The sequence below is a fragment of the Sphingobacterium sp. LRF_L2 genome, assembly GCF_965644235.1.
Lineage (GTDB): Bacteria > Bacteroidota > Bacteroidia > Sphingobacteriales > Sphingobacteriaceae > Sphingobacterium.
Window position 1 is genome coordinate 373,456 of sequence record NZ_CBFFRI010000002.1, and the last position, 21,608, is coordinate 395,063.

The following is a 21,608-nucleotide window of genomic DNA, read 5'->3' on the forward strand; positions in this document are numbered from 1 at the left end:
TATATGGCAAGGGTATTTAACAATTTTTGTTCACCATTTCAATATATTCTTGGAAGGTTAGTTTATGAGGCTCAAATGTTTCATTTTTAACATTTAAGCTTTGGATACGATCCAAACGGAAAGCTCGGTAATCTTTTCTTAATCGGCAAAGGGCAATCAGTAACCAATTTTCCTGAGTTGTGTAAATAGCGAAAGGTTCGACAGTTCTTTCTGTAGTTTGATCGTTATCTGGTGAATAATAAGTAATATCGACCAAATTAAAGTTTGTTAAAGCCAGTTGAAGTAACGACAAACTATTACTGGTACGGTTCCCTTCCCAGTTTTGTCCTGAGCGAGTGCGTTCAGAAAGTAAGTTCGCCTTGCTTTTCGTATTGCTTCGTAATACGGATTTTATTTTGTTAATCGCACTTATATAATCCTTTACAAAAGATTCATCTTTATTTTTTAAGACCAATTGTTCGGCAGTAATTAGCGCATTGGCTTCGGTTTCGGAAAACATGATTGGCGGAATTCGATAACCTTCCATTAATGTATATCCCTTTCCTTCTTCAGTCAAAACAGGAACACCAGCTTGCTCTAATGCTTTGATATCTCTATAAACGGTTCGTTTACTGATCGAAAATCTCTCTGCCAATTCGTTCGCTGTTAAGAGTCGTTTTGTTTGTAACTGTGTTAAGATTGCGGTCAATCGTGACAGTCTTTTGGTATCGTTACCATTCATAAGGAGTAGTTGTATAGTCCATATATTATCAGCAAAACGCTAACTGCATGTTTCTTGTTTTTACCAATTTTATGAAGTAAGATGTGCTTGCTGGGATGATCTAGATATGGTTATGGAATTTTTGTATTATTTTCTTGTTTAGTTAATAAATCGTTCCCTTTAATTTTACGAAGTAATTTCAACATATCTTGAACATCGTCATCATCTAGATTTTTAAAAACGAGATCCACATCATTTAAATTTTCACTGACAAGTTTACATTGAATTCTTCCTTGTTCGGTCAAAAAAACATCGATTAACCTTTTATCGGATTGATTGATTTTTTTTTCCACATATCCCTTCAAAACAAGACGATCGACAAGACGAGAAACGCCGGCATTTTTTTCTACCATTAAATGAAGAATAGCTGCCGTTGATAAAGGTTCATCATTTTCGTACAAAATACTAAGTACGTTGTACTGCTGAGAGGTAAGATTATATCGGTTAAAGAACAGCTGGGAATTGTCATAAACACCATAAAAAGTGCTTACGAATTCAATTCCCAGAATTCTTCTCAAAGGTATCTCGTCTTGATTCCCTTCTTTCATATTTTTATTTAATTAAATAGCCTCCATCTACGGGCAAATAAACTCCCGTAATAAAGCTAGCGTCTTCTGAAGCCAAAAATAAGAAAGCTTTTGCAATTTCTTCAGGTTTACCTAAACGATTCATGGGGTGGAGGGACTTCATATAAGTTAATGTTTGTTCGTCCAAACCGCCGGAAAGAAGCATTGGTGTTGCAATATAACCAGGTCCTAGTGCATTAACACGAATTTTCTGGGTCGCATTTTCCAACGCTGCCGATTTTGTGAGGCCGATAACCGCATGCTTAGCAGAAGTATAAGACGCAATATTTCCGGTCGCAGTTACGCTGTCTAATGAACCCATATTTACAATTGAACCACCGTTTTCTTGCAGTCTCATTTGAGCGACCTGATATTTTAACCCAAAGAATACACCGTTCAAATTAATGTTTTGTACGCTTTGCCATTCTTCAATGCTCTTTTCATGGATAGGGCTCATGCCTTTATCTGTAATTCCTGCGTTGTTGAACGCAACATCTAGACTACCATATCTATCAACGGTTTCTTTAACTGCACGCTCCATATCTTCAGCTTTTGAAACGTCACATTGGATAAATTGTACTTCGGCACCTTCTTTTCTAATTTCTTCCAGTGTTTCCAGATTTTCTTTGATGTCTGCAATGACCACTTTCGCGCCTTCGCTAGCGATCAAAATAGCGGAGGCTTTTCCTATTCCGGAGTTGCCACCAGTTATAAAAGCTACTTTGTTTTCAAATCTTTTCATTTTAATCTGTTTTTAAATTTCTGTATAAACAAACTTAATGATTAGTCATTGATTATGTTCTGACGATCTAAAATTTGACAAAAGTTTATCAAAACTTAAAATTTTAGTCATAGAGTTAGTCAATCGAAATATCAATATATTGTTGTTTATCGTACGGCTAGCGTTGAAATAAAGAACTTTTCAACAAGAATGTTCAAATCAACGTACTGACTTTTACCGAGCGAATTTAGGGTACATTCGCTTTTTTATTTGTAAGTTGCTAATTTTAAGAGAAGTAGCAGGGTTTCTTTGGGAATATCACGAGATATCATTTCTAAAATGAATCATGGATTTTTTAATAAACATAGAGAAGAACAAAGAAGAATCTCAATCCTGATTGCGACTGGTTCAATTGCTCTCATCTTTTTTTAATTAACATATCGATTTATTCAAGAATATATTCGAAAAAACTAAAAATAAAGTAATCAATATTGATGGAAGGACTTTATTCGATTATCAATTTGTAATTAATAGAGAAATGAATGGAAAGTAACGGGCGAATTTTATTATCCAGCAATACTTGGATGGATTATTAACTATTCGCAAAAGACAAAATTTAACACATATACCTCCGAGCGAAAATATTCACGCATAAAATACAAAGGTTAAGCAACTATTTAAAAATGGAAAAATAAAATCTCCGTAGAGAAAAATAGCAATATTGGACAACCGTTAGTCCATTTTAGAAAGATATTTACCAGCAGTTAATATTTGCTAGCTTTCCAATTTTTCGTTCTATATTTCGCCGAGCGTTCTGCTCGTATCTCTGAAAAAACAGATCGGTTTTAAAAATTCTATCCATAGCCAAAAAATGTTGAAGTACACGCTTGCGTCCTTGTGGGAATTGAGGAGACAGCTCATATTCTTTCCAGATGTTTATTGCGTATTGATCGTAATAGGCAGCATCTGATCCTAAGATGGACATATCAGCGTCTAAAAAATAATTAACATCAGCATTCATAGATGCGGCATGCGTTTTTGTCGCCTCAATCAATTGTACGATGTGGTCAATACCTTCGACAGGGTAGCCAAGTTTTTTCAAATGTACAGCCGCCACTTCTGCACTTTTTGTTTCGTTACTACCATCTTTCATAAAATAAACGATATCATGATAGATCATCGCTAGAAAAAAAGAGGGGTAATCTTTGAGTTTATTTTTGCAAAAATCAAGCTTATTGCTGAAATTTTGAAGGTGTTCCAAGTTATGATAGAAGCGTTGGGGGGCACTGTAAGCATCCATTACTTGTTGCCAACAAGTTTCCACAAGGTCGACGTCCGAGCAGTACTCTAGAAGACAGTTTACATAATTTGCCTTCATTCTTATAGTATCTACATGCATAACATTATTCTTCAAGATGAAAGAACACAAACTTACGATCTTTGCGCAAGCTTTTCACGGAGCTATGGAAGAAAAGTCTGTCTGTTACTGTATAGACAAAAGAAACGGGAACATATTTAGGTATAGTTCGATGCTTTTTGAGTAGCATGTGTAAGTCAAAAGCTGCTATTTCTAGTTTTTTATTTAGTCATATCAATATATGTGCATTTAATTGGCGATCTAAAAAAGCCAGTCGAAGTCTTGTATTCGTCGATTCAATTACCTAGTACCATTCGCTTTTGTGATTTTTCTTTTTCGTCTTTTTTTAAAATTTAGCTCTGCGATGAGCATTCCAAAAATAATCAACAAACCTCCTGTTATAGTCCTGATTGTCAATTCCTCATTTAGTAGCAGAAATCCAGCAGTTGTTGCAAAAATTGGTTCACATAAATAAGTCAGAGCGACTTTCTCCTCTGCAATATAACGTTGTCCAATATTTTGAACGGTATACATATATGCGGTGGCGGGAATTGCAGCAAACAGTATTCCTTTCCAAAAATCTAAAGAAGTAGGAACCCAAACTGAAGAATTGTCGAAAATGGCACAAAGAAAACAACCTATTCCACAAAATAGCATTAACATAATAACAGCAGGAATTGGATTTTTCTCATTAGAAAAACGTCCTACCTGTAAAACATATAAGGCAAAACCAAAAGCACAGGCGATAGTCCATATATCTCCAATATTCAGAGACAGACTGTCCTGCAAGGCTATAAGGAATAATCCAACTAGCGCGATGCCACAAGCAATCCAGATTTTGGGTTCTACTTTTCGCTTATAGACTAGAAACTTTAGTATCGGAATCAAAAGTACATCCAGGCCCGTAATAAATGCTGAATTGGATACTGTTGTATATTTAAGCCCTATTGTTTGTAGAATAGTCCCAAGGAGCAGAGGTGATCCAATAAAAATACTTATTTTTAAGGTGCTAATTGAAATATATTTCAACTTCTTGTGGAAGATCAGCATCAGACAAAGACCAGCCAACAAAAATTTATAGGTGAGAAATACAAACGGAGAACTGCTGCCTATCCCAACTTTTACAAAAGAGAATGATATGCCCCAAAAAGCAGTGCCGATGATTAAGAGGATTAAATAGAAACGTTTTTTTTCCATACTACAATAGTGATAACTATACATTATACTATTAGAGTATGTAATGCTGGATTACAAAAGACAATATTATATCCCCTCTATTTCTTCTCTAATGTCAGGATATTATATTCTAAATGTTCTTATCTCCGACAAAATTAAAGCATTTAAAGAAAAAAAGGAAATAATTTTCACGGTCCGTCGCATCTTAAAAATCGACAAATTTATTTAGGTTTATGATATTAAAAGTATTGTTTTATTACATTGTCTTATCCACATAGAGTAGTTTTGAATCTAAAGTATTGAAGGGTAAAGTGATGTCAAAACCAGTTGTCAGATTTGTTTGGTCTGTTCGATTTTAGCTTCTATTTCTGCAATTTTAACTGTAAATACAACAATCTATACAACTCAATTCAAATTCCGATATTCAACAGGCGTTATACCTGTTTTTTGTTTAAAAAGGCGTGTAAAATGTTGTGGATATTTAAATCCCAATTCGTATGCAATTTCGCTAATGGATTTACCAGTATCAAAAATTCGGTTTTTTGCGGTGTTGATAATCTTAGATTGAATATATTCCTGTGGAGATACGCCTGTTTCTTTTTTTACGAGGTCTCCGAAATAATTGGCCGACAAATTCAATTCCTCCGCGCAGTAAGCTACAGACGGCAAACCTATGCTGAAAGGCTTATCGGATGAAAAATAGCTGTTTAGCAAATTTTCAAACCGTTCCAAAATACCTTTGTTAATATTCTCCCTTGTTATAAATTGCCGGTCATAAAAACGGGTGCAGTAGTTCAAAAACAGTTCAATATTGTTCACAATAAGCTGTTTACTGTGTTTGTCTATTGCGTGTTGGAGTTCATATTCTATTTTAGCTATACAATCCAATATGATTTTTCTTTCCTGCTCCGAAAGATGCAGTGCTTCATTTACTGCATAAGAGAAAAAATGATAGTCGTCTATACTTTTGCCGAGCGATGTGCCCAATAGCAAGTCAGGATGGAATACAAGAGCAATTCCCTGCGGTTGATAATAATCTTCTCCATTTTCGCCGATTACCTGCCCTGGTGCAAGAAATATCAGCGTGCCCTCCTCGTAATCGTAATTATTTAGTCCATAGCGCAAATCGCCGCAATAAATCTGTTTAAAGAACACGGTGTAGAACTCATAACGCAGACGTTTAAGTTTGCGGGGTGCTGCTTTATTTAAATTAACCACATTTACCAACGGGTGCAGCGTTTCATTGTTGTTAAAAACATTATACTCCCTTATTGTGCTGAAATTCAGGATACCATCCATTGCCTTATTATTTTAATCAAACAATACAAATTTACTAAATCAATAGCCTGCTTTTAACCAGTAGATTGTCAGTCAGTAATATTGGTAAGTAAAACAGTAACCAGTATAAATAACAAATCGATAATTACCAAGAATTTTGCAATATGAATAAATTGAGATAATTATATCACGATGCAATTTATGTGAAAGTATGATAAATAGCACAGGAAGAAATAAATGCAACCATGCAATCAAATATAAACCCTGAACGGATAATAATCACTTAAACAGCGATCAATATGAAAACAATTATTTTCGGACTATTCTTACTCGTTATGGGAATACCGTCGGCATTTTCACAAGGGACCTCGCAAGAGGAGGAAGTCATTGAACTTTCTAAAGACAAGTGGCAGTTGATGGCCGATAAAAATGTAGATAAGCTAAAAACAATATTTCACGAAAAGTCTGTATTCGTCCATATGGGAGGAGCTTGGGGTAAGGACCGTGAAATAGAGGTGATCAAAAGCGGTGGCATCTGGTACAAAAAAGCAGATATACACGATATCTCTGTAAATATCGTCGGAAATACAGCCATTCTCCTGAACAAGATTACACTTCTGGCGGTCGTTGGCAACAATGAAGTTATCAACCCATTTATGGTTACAGAAGTGTATCAAAAAGAGGATAATATCTGGGTATTACTGTCATTGTCATTTACAAAATTACTGTGATCCGTGATTTTGGTAAGTGAAAAGGTAATAAGTATAAGTCAATTCTTTTTTATGTTCCGAAATTTATAATATAAATAGAATGAAAATGAAGCGATTGAAAATCAGAGTTCTTATAGCAATAATAATTTCCATTTTCTTGTTTACAACCCAGATTAAAGCACAGCAAATGGCAACAACAGAAAAAAATCTAAGCCCGCAAGAGCGAAGCTTGATAGCCATTTCCGCATCCACCGCAATAGGCGATTTGGATAAGCTGAAAGTAACCTTAAATATAGGGCTTGAAAACGGGCTTACCGTGAATGAAATAAAAGAAGCATTGATACACACATATGCTTATTGTGGTTTTCCACGCAGCATCAGAGGCTTGCAAACCTTTATGGAAGTCATGAAAGAACGAAAAGCCAATGGTATTAGTGATCAGGTTGGCAAGGAGGCTTCGACGATTAATGAAATTGGGCTCAAGTATGAGCGTGGGAAAAAGATTTTAGGCGAACTAACAAAAACGCCGCAGCCTGAAACGCTTTCCGGCTATTCGGCATTTGCTCCAGCCATAGACACGTTTTTAAAAGAGCATTTGTTTGCAGACATTTTTGAAAGAGATGTATTAAGCTATGTCCAAAGAGAACTGGTAACAGTTTCTGTGATAGCTGCCATTGGCAATGCAGAGCCGATGCTAAAAAGCCATTTGACTATCTGTCTCAATGTAGGCTTAACACCGGAGCAGTTGCGGCAATACGTTGAGGTATTGAAATCAAGAATCGGAAAAAATGAAGCAAAATCAACACAAAAGATCCTGGACAAAGTGCTTAAAGGAGTCTGAAGCAGGAGCAGAAACTTTATCTTAGGATCTGATAAGCTAAACAGAGTAAATAAAACGAAGATAACATTATGATCTCGGAAGAAGTTATCCTGCATAAGTAAAGTCAAGAGTTGGAAAATAAATGATACAGCAATGAAACAGATCACACTTTTACTAATAACGATAGCCATGATAGGAGGTGTACATGCTCAAAACAAAAAAAGCAAACGAAAACCATTGGTTATTGAAACGCAGTGTAGTTTTGCAATAGGTGGCACAATATTGACTACATCAGGAAACTTTGAGGTAGCTAATGCCCTCAAATCCGACGGGCAAACGCTGCACGGCGACCACGCGTATGTTTTCTATCAGATTCCGCCAAAAGCAAAAAAATTACCATTGGTGTTTTTACACGGAGCAGGACAGTCTAAAAAAACGTGGGAAACTACGCCTGACGGACGTGAGGGCTTCCAAAACATCTTCTTGAGAAAAGGTTTTGGCGTGTATCTGCTCGACCAGCCACGACGTGGCGAAGCGGGTAAAAGTACCGTTGATGCGACAATCAGGGCTATTGCGGACGAACAATTTTGGTTTACACAATTCAGGATAGGAAATTATCCCGATTACTTCCCAGATGTGCAGTTCCCTAAAGACAAAGCCTCCTTGGAACAGTTTTACAGGCAAATGACCCCAAATACCGGTGCTTTTGATGCCTATGTTGTTACTGATGCGGTATCACAATTATTTGACAAAATCGGAAAAGGTATTCTGATTACCCACTCGCAGGGGTGTGGGATTGGTTGGCTTACGGCAATAAAAAATGATGCAGTTAAAGCAGTGGTAGCTTACGAACCTTATAGCGGATTTGTATTTCCTAAAGGAGAACTTCCAAATCCTATAAATTCAACAGGCCTTTTCGGTGCGTTAAGTGCTGTGGAAATTCCATTAGCCGATTTTGAAAAGCTGACGGACAAACCTATCGTTATTTACTATGGCGACAATATTGCCAAAGAACCGACTACAGTATGGAACAAAGATCACTGGCGTTCAGGCCTTGAAATGGCACAGCTATGGGCAACATGCATCAACAAGCATGGAGGCGATGCCAAAGTAGTACACCTTCCAGCAATTGGCATAAATGGCAATACACACTTTTTAATGTCTGACCTGAACAATGTACAGGTGGCCGACCTTATGGCTGACTGGTTGAAAGAGAAAGGACTGGATAAATAGTGGTAAAACATAAAATTATTACAAAAATGAAAAAGTTGACTTCAATAGTAGCAGTGGCTATGACAACATTTGCAGTAGATACAGTTTACGCGCAATATCATCAAAAGGCTGAACAAAATCCTTTTACGTTGGTATATGATGGAGCTATAACCAAAAATGAAAAAGGTCTGGTAAACATCCATCCCGTAACCTATAAGCTGAACGGATTTGATATAAAAGCTAACGTCTATACACCTGCGGGCTATGATGTTTCAAAGAAATATGGAGCAATAGTCGTGGCACACCCCAACGGCGGCGTAAAAGAACAGACGGCAGGACTATATGCACAGCAATTGTCTGAGGCGGGTTATATCACTATTGCTTTCGATGCAGCCTATCAAGGGGCAAGCGGTGGCGAACCTCGTCATACCGATAAACCTCAATACCGCATTGAAGATATTCGTGCAGCAGCAGATTACATTACGCAATATCCCGGCGTCGACGCTAATCGTTTAGGTGTATTGGGTATTTGTGGCGGTGGAGGATACACGTTGAAAGCCGCACAATCTGACAAGCGTATCAAAGCGGTAGCTACATTAAGTATGTTCAATTCAGGAGAAGTAAGACGTAATGGTTTTCAAAATTCCCAGCTGAACACTATTCCGCTACGAATCAAACAAGCATCTGATGCACGGGCTCAGGAAGCTACAAGTGGTAAAAGTCCATTGTCAGGTGTGGCGAGTATCAGCGACGAAGAAATCGCCAAAACGGCGGCTGATTTATACCGTGAGGGATTTGAATACTATTATAGAACCCACGCACATCCAAACTCAACCTTTTTGTACACCACAAGCAGTTTAATGGATTTGATGACTTGGGACGCTACCGATCAGATTGAATTGATCAACCAACCGTTGCTGATGATTGCAGGCAGCAAAGCTGATACAAAATATATGACCGATGAAGCATTCATCAAAGCGGTAAATGCCAAGAACAAGGAATTGTTTTTGGTAGAGGGGGCAACGCATATACAGACTTATTGGAAGTCTGAATATGTCTCAGAGATCCTAAGCAAATTGCTTAACTTCTATCAGGCGAATTTATAGTCGTAACATAAACTTTATAGAAATGGTGAAGGAATATTTAAAATATGGTTTGCTGCTATCGGTTATGTGGTTGGCAGCATGCAACGGTAACAAGGAAATGGAAAAAACTCAAAAACAAAGCAATCTTGTATTTCCGCAGGGCGAAAAAATAACCAATGCTAATTTCACAGGAACAGCGTACCTGCAATCACTTATAGACGCAGATAGTCTTAATTCTATATCCGTTGGCAATGTAACCTTTGAACCCGGAGCAAGAAGCAAGTGGCATACCCACCCTGCAGGGCAGATATTGTTGGTGATTGACGGTGTAGGTTATTATCAGGAAAAAGGAAAACCAAAGCAGATACTCCGCAAAGGCGATGCGATAAAATGCCCGGCGGATGTTCCGCATTGGCACGGTGCAAGTGCTGATACCGCCTTTGTCCAAGTTGCTATAACAGGACGCGAAAAAGGCGAAACGGTTTGGCTAAATGAAGTAACCGATAGAGAATACAAACAATGATCAAATCCTTATGGTAAATAGATAGAATTAAGAGAATAATGTCTTATGGAAAGTTCCGACGTCCAACTAAAATGAGACCTGATAGCATACAGCATAACGTGGTAGGGCTGATTCTTTTTGCATTCATTCGTTTGGTGTTTTTTTTTGAATATAGGCTAACCTTGAGTTCCCATCTTTTTTTAAGATAAAGTTGTGGAAGATATTTTGTCTCATTTAAGAATTTCAGTGCACTAACTAAAATAGTTAGGCTTATTCCTTAAGGCATCGTTCGAGTTATAAATTTATTAATTTTTGTTTATTCCCATTATAACCGAGAGTGAATAATATTTTTGCTCTTTTACTTAGTTACAAGAATATATTTGTGACGTACATTTGCATAATGTTAATTTCCAAATCTGAGCATTGTAGTAATATGAGTAAAGACCTTAATGTAAAATTTTATGACGAATTATCTGAGGATTATCATTTAATTTTTGATAGTTGGGAAGAAGCAATCAAACAACAAGCATTGATTTTAGACGAAATTATAAAGAGATATGCGAATTCAGATGCTTTAACGGTTTTAGATTGTGCTTGTGGGATTGGAACCCAGTCAATCGGGCTTGCATCGATAGGCTATAAAGTTTACGGTACCGACATTAGTGCTAAAGCTATTGATAGAGCAAAAGTAGAAGCAGATAAGCATAATGTTGTTATCTCATTTAAAGTCGCAGATTTCAGAACAATTGATAAAGATGTGGAGGGTGTTTTCGACGTTGTCATAGCGTGTGATAATGCTTTACCTCATTTATTAGATCGCAATGAGATGTTGTTGACAGCAAAGAATATTTGGGCAAAAATGAATGTAGGTGGTCTTTTCATAGGTAGTATCAGGGATTATGATAAAATTCTTGAAGATAAGCCACTTAGTACACAACCTACAGTTAAAGATATCGAAAATCGAAGAAGTATTTCTTTTCAAGTGTGGGACTGGATAAAAGATGACATCTACACTGTCAATCACTTCACTATAAAAAATGAAGAAGAAAAACTTGATACATATTTGCGAAAAACATTATATAGAGCATATAAAAGAGATCATCTAACTGCTATATTCCAGGAAGCCCAATTCGATGGTATAACCTGGTTAATGCCAGAACAAACAGGGTATTATCAACCTATAATTATTTGTAAAAAGGTATAGCTAATTTTCTGTTTTGATCGATAAAAGACATTTCGTTTGGCTTTTATACTCGATTGTAAAATGTATACTTTAGTATTGTAAGATTAGTTTATATGTACAAAACTTTAACTATATAAGTTGGTTAAGGCTTCTTTATATTTTATCCCTTTTAGGTATAGAAGGTTACTATACAGTTTTATATCTCGTTCTTTCAATTGTTGCGAAGTCGATAATGTGCAATTTTTAGTCGATAACGTAGGCGTTGTTTTTAGGTGAACATCTTACATTTGTTAGTGTAATGATAACCCATTTATAAACCGTAGAGCCACTCTCAAGTTGTCAGGTCTAGCAACTGTGTTTGTTCAACGGATTTTAAATAAAAGAATTGGTATGAATAGGAGAACAGTTATTAAAATGTTGGGAACAGCTATTCCAGCGCTTTATTTAAGTAAATTTTCGTATGGTCAAGGGGATTGGGCAAAGGTACCGTTTAGTCCGGATTGGGCTTCGTTAGAGAGGTATCGCGTTCCCGAGTGGTTCCGCGATGCTAAGTTTGGCATTTGGGCACATTGGGGGCCACAATGTCAGCCCGAACGTGGCGATTGGTATGCTAGGGGGATGTACGAAGAGGGATCTGATCAATATAACTACCATGTAAAAACTTATGGACATCCTTCGGAGTTTGGTTTCAAAGATGTTATAAACCAATGGAAAGCAGAACAATGGGATGCAGACAGCTTAATGGATCTCTATGCCCGTACCGGTGCCCAATATTTTATGGCACTTGCCAACCATCACGATAATTTGGATCTGTATGCTAGTAGTCATCAGCAATGGAACAGCACAAAAGTTGGCCCGAAGAAGGATATCGTAGCTGGATGGGAGAGAGCGGCAAAAAAAAGAGGTATGCGATTTGGCGTAAGCGTACATGCTGCACATGCTTGGACATGGTATGAAACAGCCCAGCGATCGGATAAAAATGGGCCATTCAAAGGCATTCCATTTGACGGTAAATTGACCGAATCAGATGGTAAAGGACGATGGTGGCAAGGACTAGACCCACAGAATCTTTATGCACAGAATCATCCTCTGAGCAAGAGTAGTGAGGATGGACATAGTATTCACAAGCAATGGCACTGGGACGTCAGTACAGGAGTTAATGTTCCCACCCGGGCTTATTGTGAAAATTTCAGGGATAGAACAATAGAGCTTATTGATAATTATCGTCCCGATATTGTATATTTTGACGATACAGCGCTCCCACTATGGCCTATAAGCGATGTAGGATTGGAGATCGCAGCACATTTCTATAACGAGAACCAAAAATGGAATGGTGGTAAACTGCAGGCCGTAATAAATGGTAAAATTCTCAATGAACAGCAACGTAAATGTATGGTCTGGGATATTGAACGTGGGCAAAGCAACAGGATAGAACCCGAACCATGGCAAACATGTACTTGTATAGGTGCTTGGCATTATGATCGGAGGATATATGATAGTAACCGTTATAAATCAGCAAAGACCGTGATCCATATGTTGGTAGATGTGGTGAGCAAAAATGGTAATCTACTCTTAAGCGTGCCACTGCGCGGTGATGGGTCTTTAGATGATAAAGCACGCCGAGTAGTTGAGGGAATTGCCGATTGGATGCAGGTCAATTCAGAGGCTGTTATAGGAAGCAGACCTTGGCATGTTTTCGGAGAAGGACCTGCACAGGAAAATGCGCCTGAATTAAATGCACAGGGATTTAACGAGGGAAAAGGTAAACCTTTCACTGCGGAAGATATACGTTTCACGACAAAAGGTAAGGATTTGTTTGCCATAATATTGGGAGTTCCTGATCAGGAAAAGGTCCTTATTAAATCGCTTGGAAAAGCGAATGCCAAGCGAAAAAAAATAAGTAAAATAGTGATGCTAGGTCGTGCAGATAGCTTAGGTTTTACACAACATTCGGCGTATCTGGAAATAACTCTTCCCAAGCATTCGAAAAGAAATGATATAGCCTTTGTGTTTAAGATATCATAGTCATTAACATTCTAGTTGTTCATTGATAAGTGACCGATACATGTGGTAAAGTTTCACCTTAAGGAAGAGACAGTAAAGTAAATGGAAATCCTATTATTACAGCTTTGAGCGCTGATATTTAAACGATATACTATGAAAATTTTGAAAAAATAGTGTCTCTTTCTTTGTGCCTAATATTATTATTTGAGCTTTTATGGTATATAATCTATATAGGAATTTATATATCTTTGAGTATTCATGATCACCATACCAGCACCTCAGTACAAGCGAATGGAAGACAATTTTATGTTACAGGCCTTGCAATTTTCTCCAGAGCCGACAGCTATTTATGCAGAGGAAAACATGATCATTCAGTTTGCAAATAAGGGTATGTTAGCACTTTGGGGAAAAGATGCTTCGGTTGTGGGTAAGCCTTTACTAGAGGCAATCCCTGAGCTTATCGATCAACCTTTTTTATCTATTCTGCAAACAGTTTGGAATACATCGCAAAGCTATGCCGTTACTGGAGCACCTGCAGAGCTTATCCACGATGGAATTCGGAAGATTGGATATTACGATTATGAATATAAGGCGATCCTCAGTGAAAATGGTGAAACGCGCTGTATACTGAATACAGCACGTGAAGTTACTTCTGAAAAAGAATATCTACAAAGCCTGAATGAGAGGGAGAAGACTGAAAAGCTGCTGAAAGAACAGATGTCTATGACATTGGAAAATCTCAACGCTAAAAATCAGGATTTATTAGCTTCCATGATGCTTCTTTCGGAAAGCCGTGAACATGTACGTACGATTATCGAACAGGCACCCGTGGGAATTGCCATGCTTAAAGGCCCTGAACATGTTATAGAGATTGCAAATCATGCTATTCTGCAGATATGGGGTCGGGAGGGTAGTGACGTTATAGGGCTGCCACACCGTATAGCGCGACCTGAATTGAAAGGGCAGCCTGTCTATGATTGGCTTGATAAGGTCTATTCCTCAGGAGTGCGAAAGACAAATAAGGAGTTCGCGGTTAGTCTTTACCATGAAGGTGGTTTAAGAAAGGCCATTGTAAATTCTATTTACCAGCCTATTTTTTCAGGAGAAGGTGAGGTCACTGGTGTGCTGGTGATATTGGAAGATATTACCGAGCAAGTAATTGCACGTAGAGAAAATGAAAAAGATCAGCATATGCTGGCGTTGGCGATTGATGCCGGCCAACTCGCTACTTTTTACTATGAGCCGGCTACAAATCTCTTTTCGGGGAATCAACTCCTGCATGCATGGTTTGGTCTACGATCCCGAGGGCAAATTGATCTCTCACAGGCACTTGAAGTAATCATTGATGATGATCGGCAGCGGGTTGTAGCTGCGATCAATCATGCTCTTAGTGCGGAGTCGACGGGCGAATATGCTATTGAATACCGTATTAAGGCTCCCCAAGAAGCCAATGCCAGATTAGTACAGGCAACTGGACAGGTTTTGTATGACAGTAGGGGGAATGCGGTAAGTTTAAATGGAACACTACGCGATATTACCGAACAGAAGAAAGATGAACAGAGAAAGGATGATTTTATCGGTATGGTGAGTCATGAACTTAAGACTCCCTTGACATCTCTAAAAGCATATCTCCAGCTGATGCAGCGTGGAATTGTTCTTTCAGAGGACTATGATCCTAAAAATGCATTGGATAAATCGCTTCGTCAAGTGGGCACTATGACCATGATGATCAATGGGTTTCTCAATATTTCTAGGCTAGATGCAGGTAAAATGGTTTTAAATAGAAACTACTTTAATTTTAAAACACTGTTTTCCGAACTTCAAGAAGAGATGTCGCACATGATCCAAAGCCACCAGGTAATCTTTGAGCTATCAGAAAATATAGATCTTTATGCCGATCGTGAAAAGATTTCACTCGTCATTCACAATCTGGTGGGGAACGCCATAAAGTATTCGCCAGTTGGATCCAGCGTTGTGCTGAGCTATTCGGCAGCCGACAATAATATCTTTAACGTTCGTGTATCAGATGAAGGCATGGGAATTGGGATGGAAGATCAGCACAAAATATTTGATCGTTACTACCGGGTCGAGAGCGCAAAGATGGGATCTATCTCGGGTTTTGGAATCGGTCTATATCTATGCCGAGAAATCATGGAACTGCATAAAGGTTCAATAGTCGTCGAGTGCAGTGGAGAGAAGGGCACAACTTTTAAACTTACTTTACCTTTGCAGTACCAACCAGAATAGTCATCGGTATCGATAATTATCGCTTAATATTTTTAGATATCTCTTTGTTTTCGGAATGAAATCGGAATGCCAAAAAAAGAAAATGAGTTTCTTGGTCAGTTAATGTATTGTAATAACTAAACTTGAGAGTAATCATATTTCAAGTTTAGTCTTTGCCGCTTTTATTAGACCTTCCAGCCAGTCCTGATGGCCATTGATCATTGGATTGGGGTTTTGCACAGCCAGTTCCCTGGCGGGTTTTCCGATCTGTGATTCTTGGGTCAGGATACGCACTCTACCGCCGTCAAGGTTTTCAATAAGCCATGCGTGGATAACATCCAATCTTGTTTCCTCATTCCCTTCAGCCCATCCGTGCCAAGAAATTCTGACTGGTCTACCATCTACAGGAGGTACAAATTCAGTTATTTCAGCTTCTATTGGAAACCCGAATGTTTTAAATCGGAAGCGTGAATCTGCGGTGAATTCAGGTCCGCCATTACCGTCAAATTCTATATCAGATGAATTCGCATAATATTTTGGCCAGGCAAATGGATTGTTAAGATATGGCCAGACCTCTTCTGCTGATAAATCTTTTACAATGATCTCATTAGAGCAGTAATTATCTGTCAAACCTGGAAGATATTCTCTTGGCCAATTGATTGAATTTTGCATGTTCTTTATTTACTTTTTCTGTAATTGAATAATGATATTATTATTTCGCAATCGTTACTGATGTTATACCATCAGGGCGTTGGATGGGCAAACGTTTGATTTCCTGTCTTGTCAACAGGTCTAAGACAGAAACATAATTATTTGGGGTACAGGAAATAAACATCCTATTGTCATTGTCAATATAGATTCCAGCTCCTTGTCCAACTTGCATCTGCTTTTCCAATTGCAAAGTCTTTCTGTTGTAAAAGAGTAGATCCCCGGTTTTTACACTGACAATACACACTGTTTTACCATCTGCCGTGATCTTTAAACGATGAAGCCCCTGTACCGATGTGTTGATCTCGTATTTGATCTCTTCTTTCTCGAGATCAACTATCACAATTTTTCCATCCGGTCTAACGGTCCACAGTTCTTTTTCATCTGGGGATACGTCGAACCCCTCAGCTCCAAGACCAATATCCACTAAGGTCTGCCGCCACTCATTTCTAGGCTTTGCACCTGTTGGCAATACACCTGTGGGGGGCATATATGGCGGAATTTCCTTATTCTCATAGATGCTTAGTGTGCCACTTTCAACATTGGTCGTGTAGAAAGTCTTGCCGTCTTTTGTCAGGTAAATTAGGTGGGTAAATTCCTGTCCCGTCCCCAGAGCCTTAACAGGTCTGTTTTGTTTGAGGTCATAGATGACCACATTTTTGGATCCCTGAGCGGTATACCACAGTGAATCATTCCTAAAAACCAACCCATGTGGAATGGTAAAAGGTCTTGTATCGATGCTTTGTTCAGGTTCAAGCGTTTTAAGGTTAATCACGTTTATTTCATGTCCGCCAGCGTTCATGAGCGGAATTGAAACATAAGCTTTAGTGCCATTGCTACTGGTTACAATTTCGTGCGGATCATCGCCTACCGGAATTTTCTTGATAACGTCCAATGTTGTATAATCGATGACTACAAGTTTCTGTTCTCCCTTTGAGAGCGCCAATATGTAATGTTGCTGTGCAAAGATTGTTATATTGGAAACACAAAATACCAGTAGCAGTAAATTCTTTATAGGCATCATAACTGTTGTTTTCTTTTTTTATACAATAACATCCTCTTTTTTGAAAATGGACACTAAATGGAGCAGGTATTCCTGTTTAAATTTTTCGACCAATTCTGCAGATCCATTCTTTTCTACATCGTGGAAGTGTTTGCTGGGCATTTGCTGAAGTCCACAGAATGCGTTCATCCTATGAAAAGGAAACAGTACGCCGTCATCAACGCTTCTGCCATGAAAGAATTCCTCTGGAATGATAAAAGCATCCTCCGGAGCATTCCATGTGGTTGTTACCATATAATGTTTATCCTGCAACAGACCGCCTGTTCCGTAGTTACGCGTAGGATTGTCGGCTTTTCTTCCATCACTGTAATACATTCCTTTTCGATGCCCTGCAGTAAATACCCTATCAATGTATTCTTTCAATGAAAATGGGATATACATCCACCAGATAGGAAAATGATAGATAATGGTGTCAGCCCAAAGAAATTTTTCTATTTCTTCTTCAATAGCATAATCTCTATCTCCGGTTTCGGTGATTCTGAGCGCAAAGCCATTTTCCGTATTAAAGAATGATCTGTCCCACGAAGTGATCGTTTCATTGAGCTGCCCCCCAGAATGGGCGAATTTCATCCCGGCATTTATAATCAATATATTTTGCATTTCAGTATGTTAAAAATCTATATGCAAAATTATGTAGGGTTTTTGTTAAATAAAAATAATAGTATTTTTGTATAACTATAAAAATATTTATATATGAATGCTAGTTTGGAATGGTTCAGAACTTTTAAGGCAATTTATGAAACGGGTACACTGAGCGGTGCGGCGAAACAGTTATTTGTTTCACAGCCAGGTGTGGGGATACATCTCAATTCATTGGAGACCTATACAGGCTATCCCTTATTTGAGCGGAAAGCCCGAAAGATGGTACCCACGGAAAGAGGCCATTTGTTGTATCAGCAGATGCAACATTCTTTAAATGTTCTTGAAGAAATTCAGGGGCGTTTCAGACGAAAGTCTGGAGCAGATCGGCCTACGATAAGTGTTGGGATGTGTGTCGAAACATTTCAACAGGCACTTGAACAGCATATACCGTATATTGATTTTAATCTGATCATGCAGTTCGGAGAAAATGGGAAACTGACCGAGCTACTTGAAAATGGCGGAGCAGATCTTATCCTGACTACAAAGCCAAAAGAGGACAATATTTTAGAATTTGAAGCCTTTGCAACTGAAACACTCATGGTGGTCTGTGGAAAAAATACCGATCTAAGCGTGTGGGAAGTATTGGATAAAAAAGATCCAAAGGCTATGCGTGATTGGTTTCAGCAGCAGATCTGGTATAATACAGCCTCTGATATGAAGTTGTTAAACCAATTTTGGGAAGCTAATTTTGGAATCATGCCTGAATTTGTACCTAATTTTATCGTTCCAAATAAATTTTCAATCATCCGCTGTCTTTCTGTAGGTAAGGGTTTGGCGGTTATCCCTGATTTTATATGTCGTGATGCTTTTGCTAAAGATGATATAAAAATTCTCTGGAAAGGGGTAAAGGACGTTACAAATACGATGTATTTTGGAACAAGAAAAAAAAGTTTGTACACCGAGCAGATCAAATTTTTAAAGGAGACACTCGCTTCCGAATATCAGGACAGTCGTAAAAAATACAGCAGTTAAAGCCGCCTTTTTTGGTATAAACCTATAAATAGCTAAGCGCTATGTTTTATATTTTAAAATAATATTAAGTGCTGAAATTAGAATTTAAGATGTTTTTCCAAGCTTTAACTATGTCGAGGTCGAAAAAAGTTACTTTTCTACCACAAAATTATTACATAGCTGCAACTTGTATTTGAGTTGTTGCATCCATATAGTCTGATTTTGTTAATTCATTTCAGTTCACGATAAGGCATCTTCAGCACTGAATAGTGCGGATTGAGACAAAAAATATCGTCATAAAGTAATATATCTTCGATTTTTGTAAAAACAGGAAATGGAGATGGATTTATTTTTTGTAGGAAAAGTGGATGAGGGTCAGCATGACTTAACAAATTATCAAACTGTCAGAAGTTTTGATTGTCTGTTGGATGCTTTATCCGAGCTGATCTATCAAGATGTGGATGTCCTTGTCGTGGATGAACTCCAAATTAAAGATGTGTTTGAAGAGTTGAAAATATTGATGTACCTTGGGGTGAAAGCGATGTTATTTATCAATAAAACAACTGTTGATGGTCGTAAAGTGCTATGCTTGATGTAATTAACTGAGATGGATGAGATACAATTAAAGGAGCAAAAATCGGTCGGACCTTTGCCGACCCGCTTAAAGCGGATGCTTTTGGTATGCTTTGCTTTCACGTTATTTTATCTTGTTAGTTATGTCATAGACCCCTACAACGCTTTTTGGATTGGTTATTTTGATCGTAATCTGTATGAAGTAATTACGGAATGGGTGATCACTTTTATGTTCTGCTTGCTTATCTCTGAGTCAAGTATTTTTATCCATCGCAAACTTAATCAACGAGTGCCGTGGACGCGGAACAAGACTAAACGCTTAACTCTAGAAATCATTTTAAACTTTAGCGCGGTTGTGATCTTGATTATGATGAATATGCTCTGCTGTGCCCTGATCTACTCCGATTCTTCCGTGTACAATTCGGTGCCCTCGATTGAAGAAATAAGAGGAATCCTGCAATGGATAGTAATTAGTTTACTGATTTCGTTCATGATAATTTCTGTCAACACCGTAAGCTATCTCATTAATAATTGGATAGAGACGTCCATGGAAATGTCACGTCACAAGTTGCAAGCAGCAGAATTACGGCAAGCCTCTATACAGGCTGAACTCAATTCGTTGAAATTACAACTCGATCCACATTTTATTTTTAACAACTTGAGTGTTTTATCAGAGCTTATTTTAGAAAATCAGCAACTAGGATTTGAGTACGCCGAGAACTTTGCAAAGGTTTATCGCTTTTTATTGGTAAACAGTAAAAAAAATATGATATCACTGGAGGAAGAAATCAAGTTTCTTTATGCTTACATCTTTCTTATAGAGAATCGGGTAGGTGATGGAGTCAATTTTGTTATCGACGTTCAAGAGCATAGTAAGGCAATGTATATACCTCCGCTAACTTTGCAATTGTTGATAGAAAATGCTATCAAGCACAATAAAACCAACCGCAAGAATCCATTGATCATTACGATTTCCAATCCCTCACAAGGTCTCCTTTTCGTAGAAAATACATGTTCTCCTATTGAAAATGCCGAGATTAGCTCGACAGGAATAGGATTGAACAATATTATTAATCGGTTTAAACTTTTAGGAAGTGATGAGCCAATGGTTTTTAAAAGTGATAATTTATTTAAGGTATCTATAAAATTACTGCCATATGATAGAAAGAATAGTAATTGTTGAGGATGAAAAACCAAATGCTGATCGGCTTAAACGCTTAATCGGAGAACTCTATCCTAGGGCTGAAATTAAGGCCGTTTTGGATAGCGTGAGCGACGCCGTGGTTTGGTTTAGGGAATTTGGAGATCCCGATCTTGTCCTCATGGACATTCGGCTTTCAGATGGGATTAGTTTTGACATATTTGAAAAGGTGGCAATTGACTGTCCTATTGTTTTTACAACCGCTTATGATGAATATGCTGTTCAGGCATTTAAATACAATAGTGTTGACTATATTTTGAAGCCAGTCGAAAAGGAAGAGTTAAGAATTGCATTAGATAAAGTTCAGGAATATGGCATGTTGAGTAACAGTCAAGAGTCATTGGAAAAGTTACTTGCCTATGTTAAGCCCAAAAATTATCGTTCAAGGTTTTTGGTTCCATTTCGTGATGGATTTCAAACCATTTTAACAGGCGAGATATGCTGTATTTATACAGACATGAAGCTAACCAAGGCAAGATTGCAGAACGGAAAGGACGTTGTGTTAAATATAAGTTTGGATGATTTGGAAAAGCAGCTCGATCCAAGCATATTCTTTAGGGCAAACCGTCAATTTATTATTCATGTAGATGCGGTAAGCCAACTCGTTCATTACTTCAATCGAAAACTTAAAGTAGTCTTGCATAAAGCTGATTTTGAAATTATTGTCAGTCGTGAGAAATCTAATCTGCTTAAAGATTGGTTGGATTCATAGCACTATTATACCTCACTTCGCCGCAAGCTATTTTTTTAATTTTACCTGTTTCTTATGTTATTTCTGCATGAAATCTTAGTAAGTTCATGCCAATTGCACCGCATAAAAAAAGGATCGGCCCCTTTCAGAACCGATCTACCCTTATAATAATTACCTAG

At 37.9% G+C, this 21,608-nt stretch carries 21 protein-coding genes; 12 read left to right on the forward strand and 9 right to left on the reverse strand.

Features of this window, described 5'->3' with window-relative positions; genetic code table 11:
* Nucleotides 1-16: 16 nt before the first annotated feature.
* The 6 genes from ACSZOX_RS04890 to ACSZOX_RS04915 all read right to left on the reverse strand — a co-directional run bounded on the left by ACSZOX_RS04890 (nt 17) and on the right by ACSZOX_RS04915 (nt 5,879).
* On the reverse strand, nt 17-721 hold the full coding sequence (locus ACSZOX_RS04890) for a helix-turn-helix transcriptional regulator (RefSeq protein WP_437918692.1): 705 nt from the start codon (nt 719-721) through the stop codon (nt 17-19).
* 110 nt (nt 722-831) lie between these two features.
* Nucleotides 832-1,308: a MarR family winged helix-turn-helix transcriptional regulator gene (locus tag ACSZOX_RS04895; protein WP_437918693.1), complete on the reverse strand. Its 477-nt coding sequence runs from the start codon at nt 1,306-1,308 to the stop codon at nt 832-834.
* A gap of 4 nt (nt 1,309-1,312) precedes the next feature.
* Complete coding sequence (locus ACSZOX_RS04900; RefSeq protein ID WP_437918694.1) at nt 1,313-2,068, reverse strand: SDR family NAD(P)-dependent oxidoreductase; 756 nt, start codon at nt 2,066-2,068, stop codon at nt 1,313-1,315.
* A gap of 733 nt (nt 2,069-2,801) precedes the next feature.
* A complete protein-coding gene (locus tag ACSZOX_RS04905) occupies nt 2,802-3,425 on the reverse strand; it encodes an HD domain-containing protein (protein ID WP_437918695.1) in 624 nt (207 codons plus the stop codon).
* A gap of 279 nt (nt 3,426-3,704) precedes the next feature.
* Nucleotides 3,705-4,601, reverse strand: a complete 897-nt coding sequence (locus tag ACSZOX_RS04910) for a DMT family transporter (RefSeq protein ID WP_437918696.1) — start codon at nt 4,599-4,601, stop codon at nt 3,705-3,707.
* A 384-nt stretch (nt 4,602-4,985) separates the two neighbouring features.
* Complete coding sequence (locus tag ACSZOX_RS04915; RefSeq protein ID WP_437918697.1) at nt 4,986-5,879, reverse strand: helix-turn-helix domain-containing protein; 894 nt, start codon at nt 5,877-5,879, stop codon at nt 4,986-4,988.
* A 278-nt stretch (nt 5,880-6,157) separates the two neighbouring features.
* On the opposite strand from ACSZOX_RS04915, the gene ACSZOX_RS04920 reads away from it, so the two are divergent.
* The 8 genes from ACSZOX_RS04920 (at nt 6,158) to ACSZOX_RS04955 (ending at nt 15,621) form a co-directional block, all read left to right on the forward strand.
* The gene (locus tag ACSZOX_RS04920) at nt 6,158-6,589 is read left to right on the forward strand and encodes a nuclear transport factor 2 family protein (protein ID WP_437918698.1); all 432 of its coding nucleotides are present in this window, start codon (nt 6,158-6,160) and stop codon (nt 6,587-6,589) included.
* A gap of 85 nt (nt 6,590-6,674) precedes the next feature.
* Nucleotides 6,675-7,409 carry a carboxymuconolactone decarboxylase family protein gene (locus ACSZOX_RS04925; protein WP_437918699.1) on the forward strand — a complete coding sequence of 245 codons (735 nt, stop codon included), beginning with the start codon at nt 6,675-6,677 and terminating at the stop codon, nt 7,407-7,409.
* Between the two features lie 132 nt (nt 7,410-7,541).
* Nucleotides 7,542-8,621, forward strand: a complete 1,080-nt coding sequence (locus ACSZOX_RS04930; RefSeq protein WP_437918700.1) for an alpha/beta hydrolase — start codon at nt 7,542-7,544, stop codon at nt 8,619-8,621.
* A gap of 26 nt (nt 8,622-8,647) precedes the next feature.
* Entirely contained in the window at nt 8,648-9,706 is a 1,059-nt protein-coding gene (locus ACSZOX_RS04935) for an alpha/beta hydrolase (RefSeq protein ID WP_437918701.1), read from the forward strand.
* Between the two features lie 22 nt (nt 9,707-9,728).
* Nucleotides 9,729-10,208, forward strand: a complete 480-nt coding sequence (locus ACSZOX_RS04940) for a cupin domain-containing protein (protein ID WP_437918702.1) — start codon at nt 9,729-9,731, stop codon at nt 10,206-10,208.
* Nucleotides 10,209-10,620: 412 nt separating this feature from the next.
* Nucleotides 10,621-11,391, forward strand: a complete 771-nt coding sequence (locus ACSZOX_RS04945) for a class I SAM-dependent methyltransferase (protein WP_437918703.1) — start codon at nt 10,621-10,623, stop codon at nt 11,389-11,391.
* A gap of 369 nt (nt 11,392-11,760) precedes the next feature.
* Nucleotides 11,761-13,395, forward strand: coding sequence for an alpha-L-fucosidase (locus tag ACSZOX_RS04950; protein WP_437918704.1), 1,635 nt, complete (start codon nt 11,761-11,763; stop codon nt 13,393-13,395).
* Nucleotides 13,396-13,632: 237 nt separating this feature from the next.
* Entirely contained in the window at nt 13,633-15,621 is a 1,989-nt protein-coding gene (locus ACSZOX_RS04955) for an ATP-binding protein (RefSeq protein WP_437918705.1), read from the forward strand.
* Nucleotides 15,622-15,753: 132 nt separating this feature from the next.
* Here ACSZOX_RS04955 and ACSZOX_RS04960 read toward each other — a convergent pair whose 3' ends face one another.
* From ACSZOX_RS04960 to ACSZOX_RS04970, 3 genes are read right to left on the reverse strand one after another with little or no spacing between them, the layout of a single operon-like run.
* A complete protein-coding gene (locus ACSZOX_RS04960) occupies nt 15,754-16,272 on the reverse strand; it encodes a hypothetical protein (protein ID WP_437918706.1) in 519 nt (172 codons plus the stop codon).
* A 40-nt stretch (nt 16,273-16,312) separates the two neighbouring features.
* The gene (locus ACSZOX_RS04965; protein ID WP_437918707.1) at nt 16,313-17,332 is read right to left on the reverse strand and encodes a YncE family protein; all 1,020 of its coding nucleotides are present in this window, start codon (nt 17,330-17,332) and stop codon (nt 16,313-16,315) included.
* An 18-nt stretch (nt 17,333-17,350) separates the two neighbouring features.
* Nucleotides 17,351-17,971 carry an NAD(P)H-dependent oxidoreductase gene (locus ACSZOX_RS04970; protein ID WP_437918708.1) on the reverse strand — a complete coding sequence of 207 codons (621 nt, stop codon included), beginning with the start codon at nt 17,969-17,971 and terminating at the stop codon, nt 17,351-17,353.
* 93 nt (nt 17,972-18,064) lie between these two features.
* Between ACSZOX_RS04970 and ACSZOX_RS04975 the strand changes: the two genes are divergently transcribed.
* The 4 genes from ACSZOX_RS04975 (at nt 18,065) to ACSZOX_RS04990 (ending at nt 21,450) form a co-directional block, all read left to right on the forward strand.
* A complete protein-coding gene (locus ACSZOX_RS04975; protein ID WP_437918709.1) occupies nt 18,065-18,985 on the forward strand; it encodes a LysR family transcriptional regulator in 921 nt (306 codons plus the stop codon).
* Between the two features lie 313 nt (nt 18,986-19,298).
* A complete protein-coding gene (locus ACSZOX_RS04980; protein WP_437918710.1) occupies nt 19,299-19,562 on the forward strand; it encodes a hypothetical protein in 264 nt (87 codons plus the stop codon).
* A 9-nt stretch (nt 19,563-19,571) separates the two neighbouring features.
* Nucleotides 19,572-20,720, forward strand: a complete 1,149-nt coding sequence (locus ACSZOX_RS04985) for a sensor histidine kinase (protein WP_437918711.1) — start codon at nt 19,572-19,574, stop codon at nt 20,718-20,720.
* On the forward strand, nt 20,695-21,450 hold the full coding sequence (locus tag ACSZOX_RS04990; RefSeq protein WP_437918712.1) for a LytR/AlgR family response regulator transcription factor: 756 nt from the start codon (nt 20,695-20,697) through the stop codon (nt 21,448-21,450). Before ACSZOX_RS04985 ends, ACSZOX_RS04990 begins: the two co-directional genes overlap by 26 nt.
* Nucleotides 21,451-21,608: the final 158 nt, after the last annotated feature.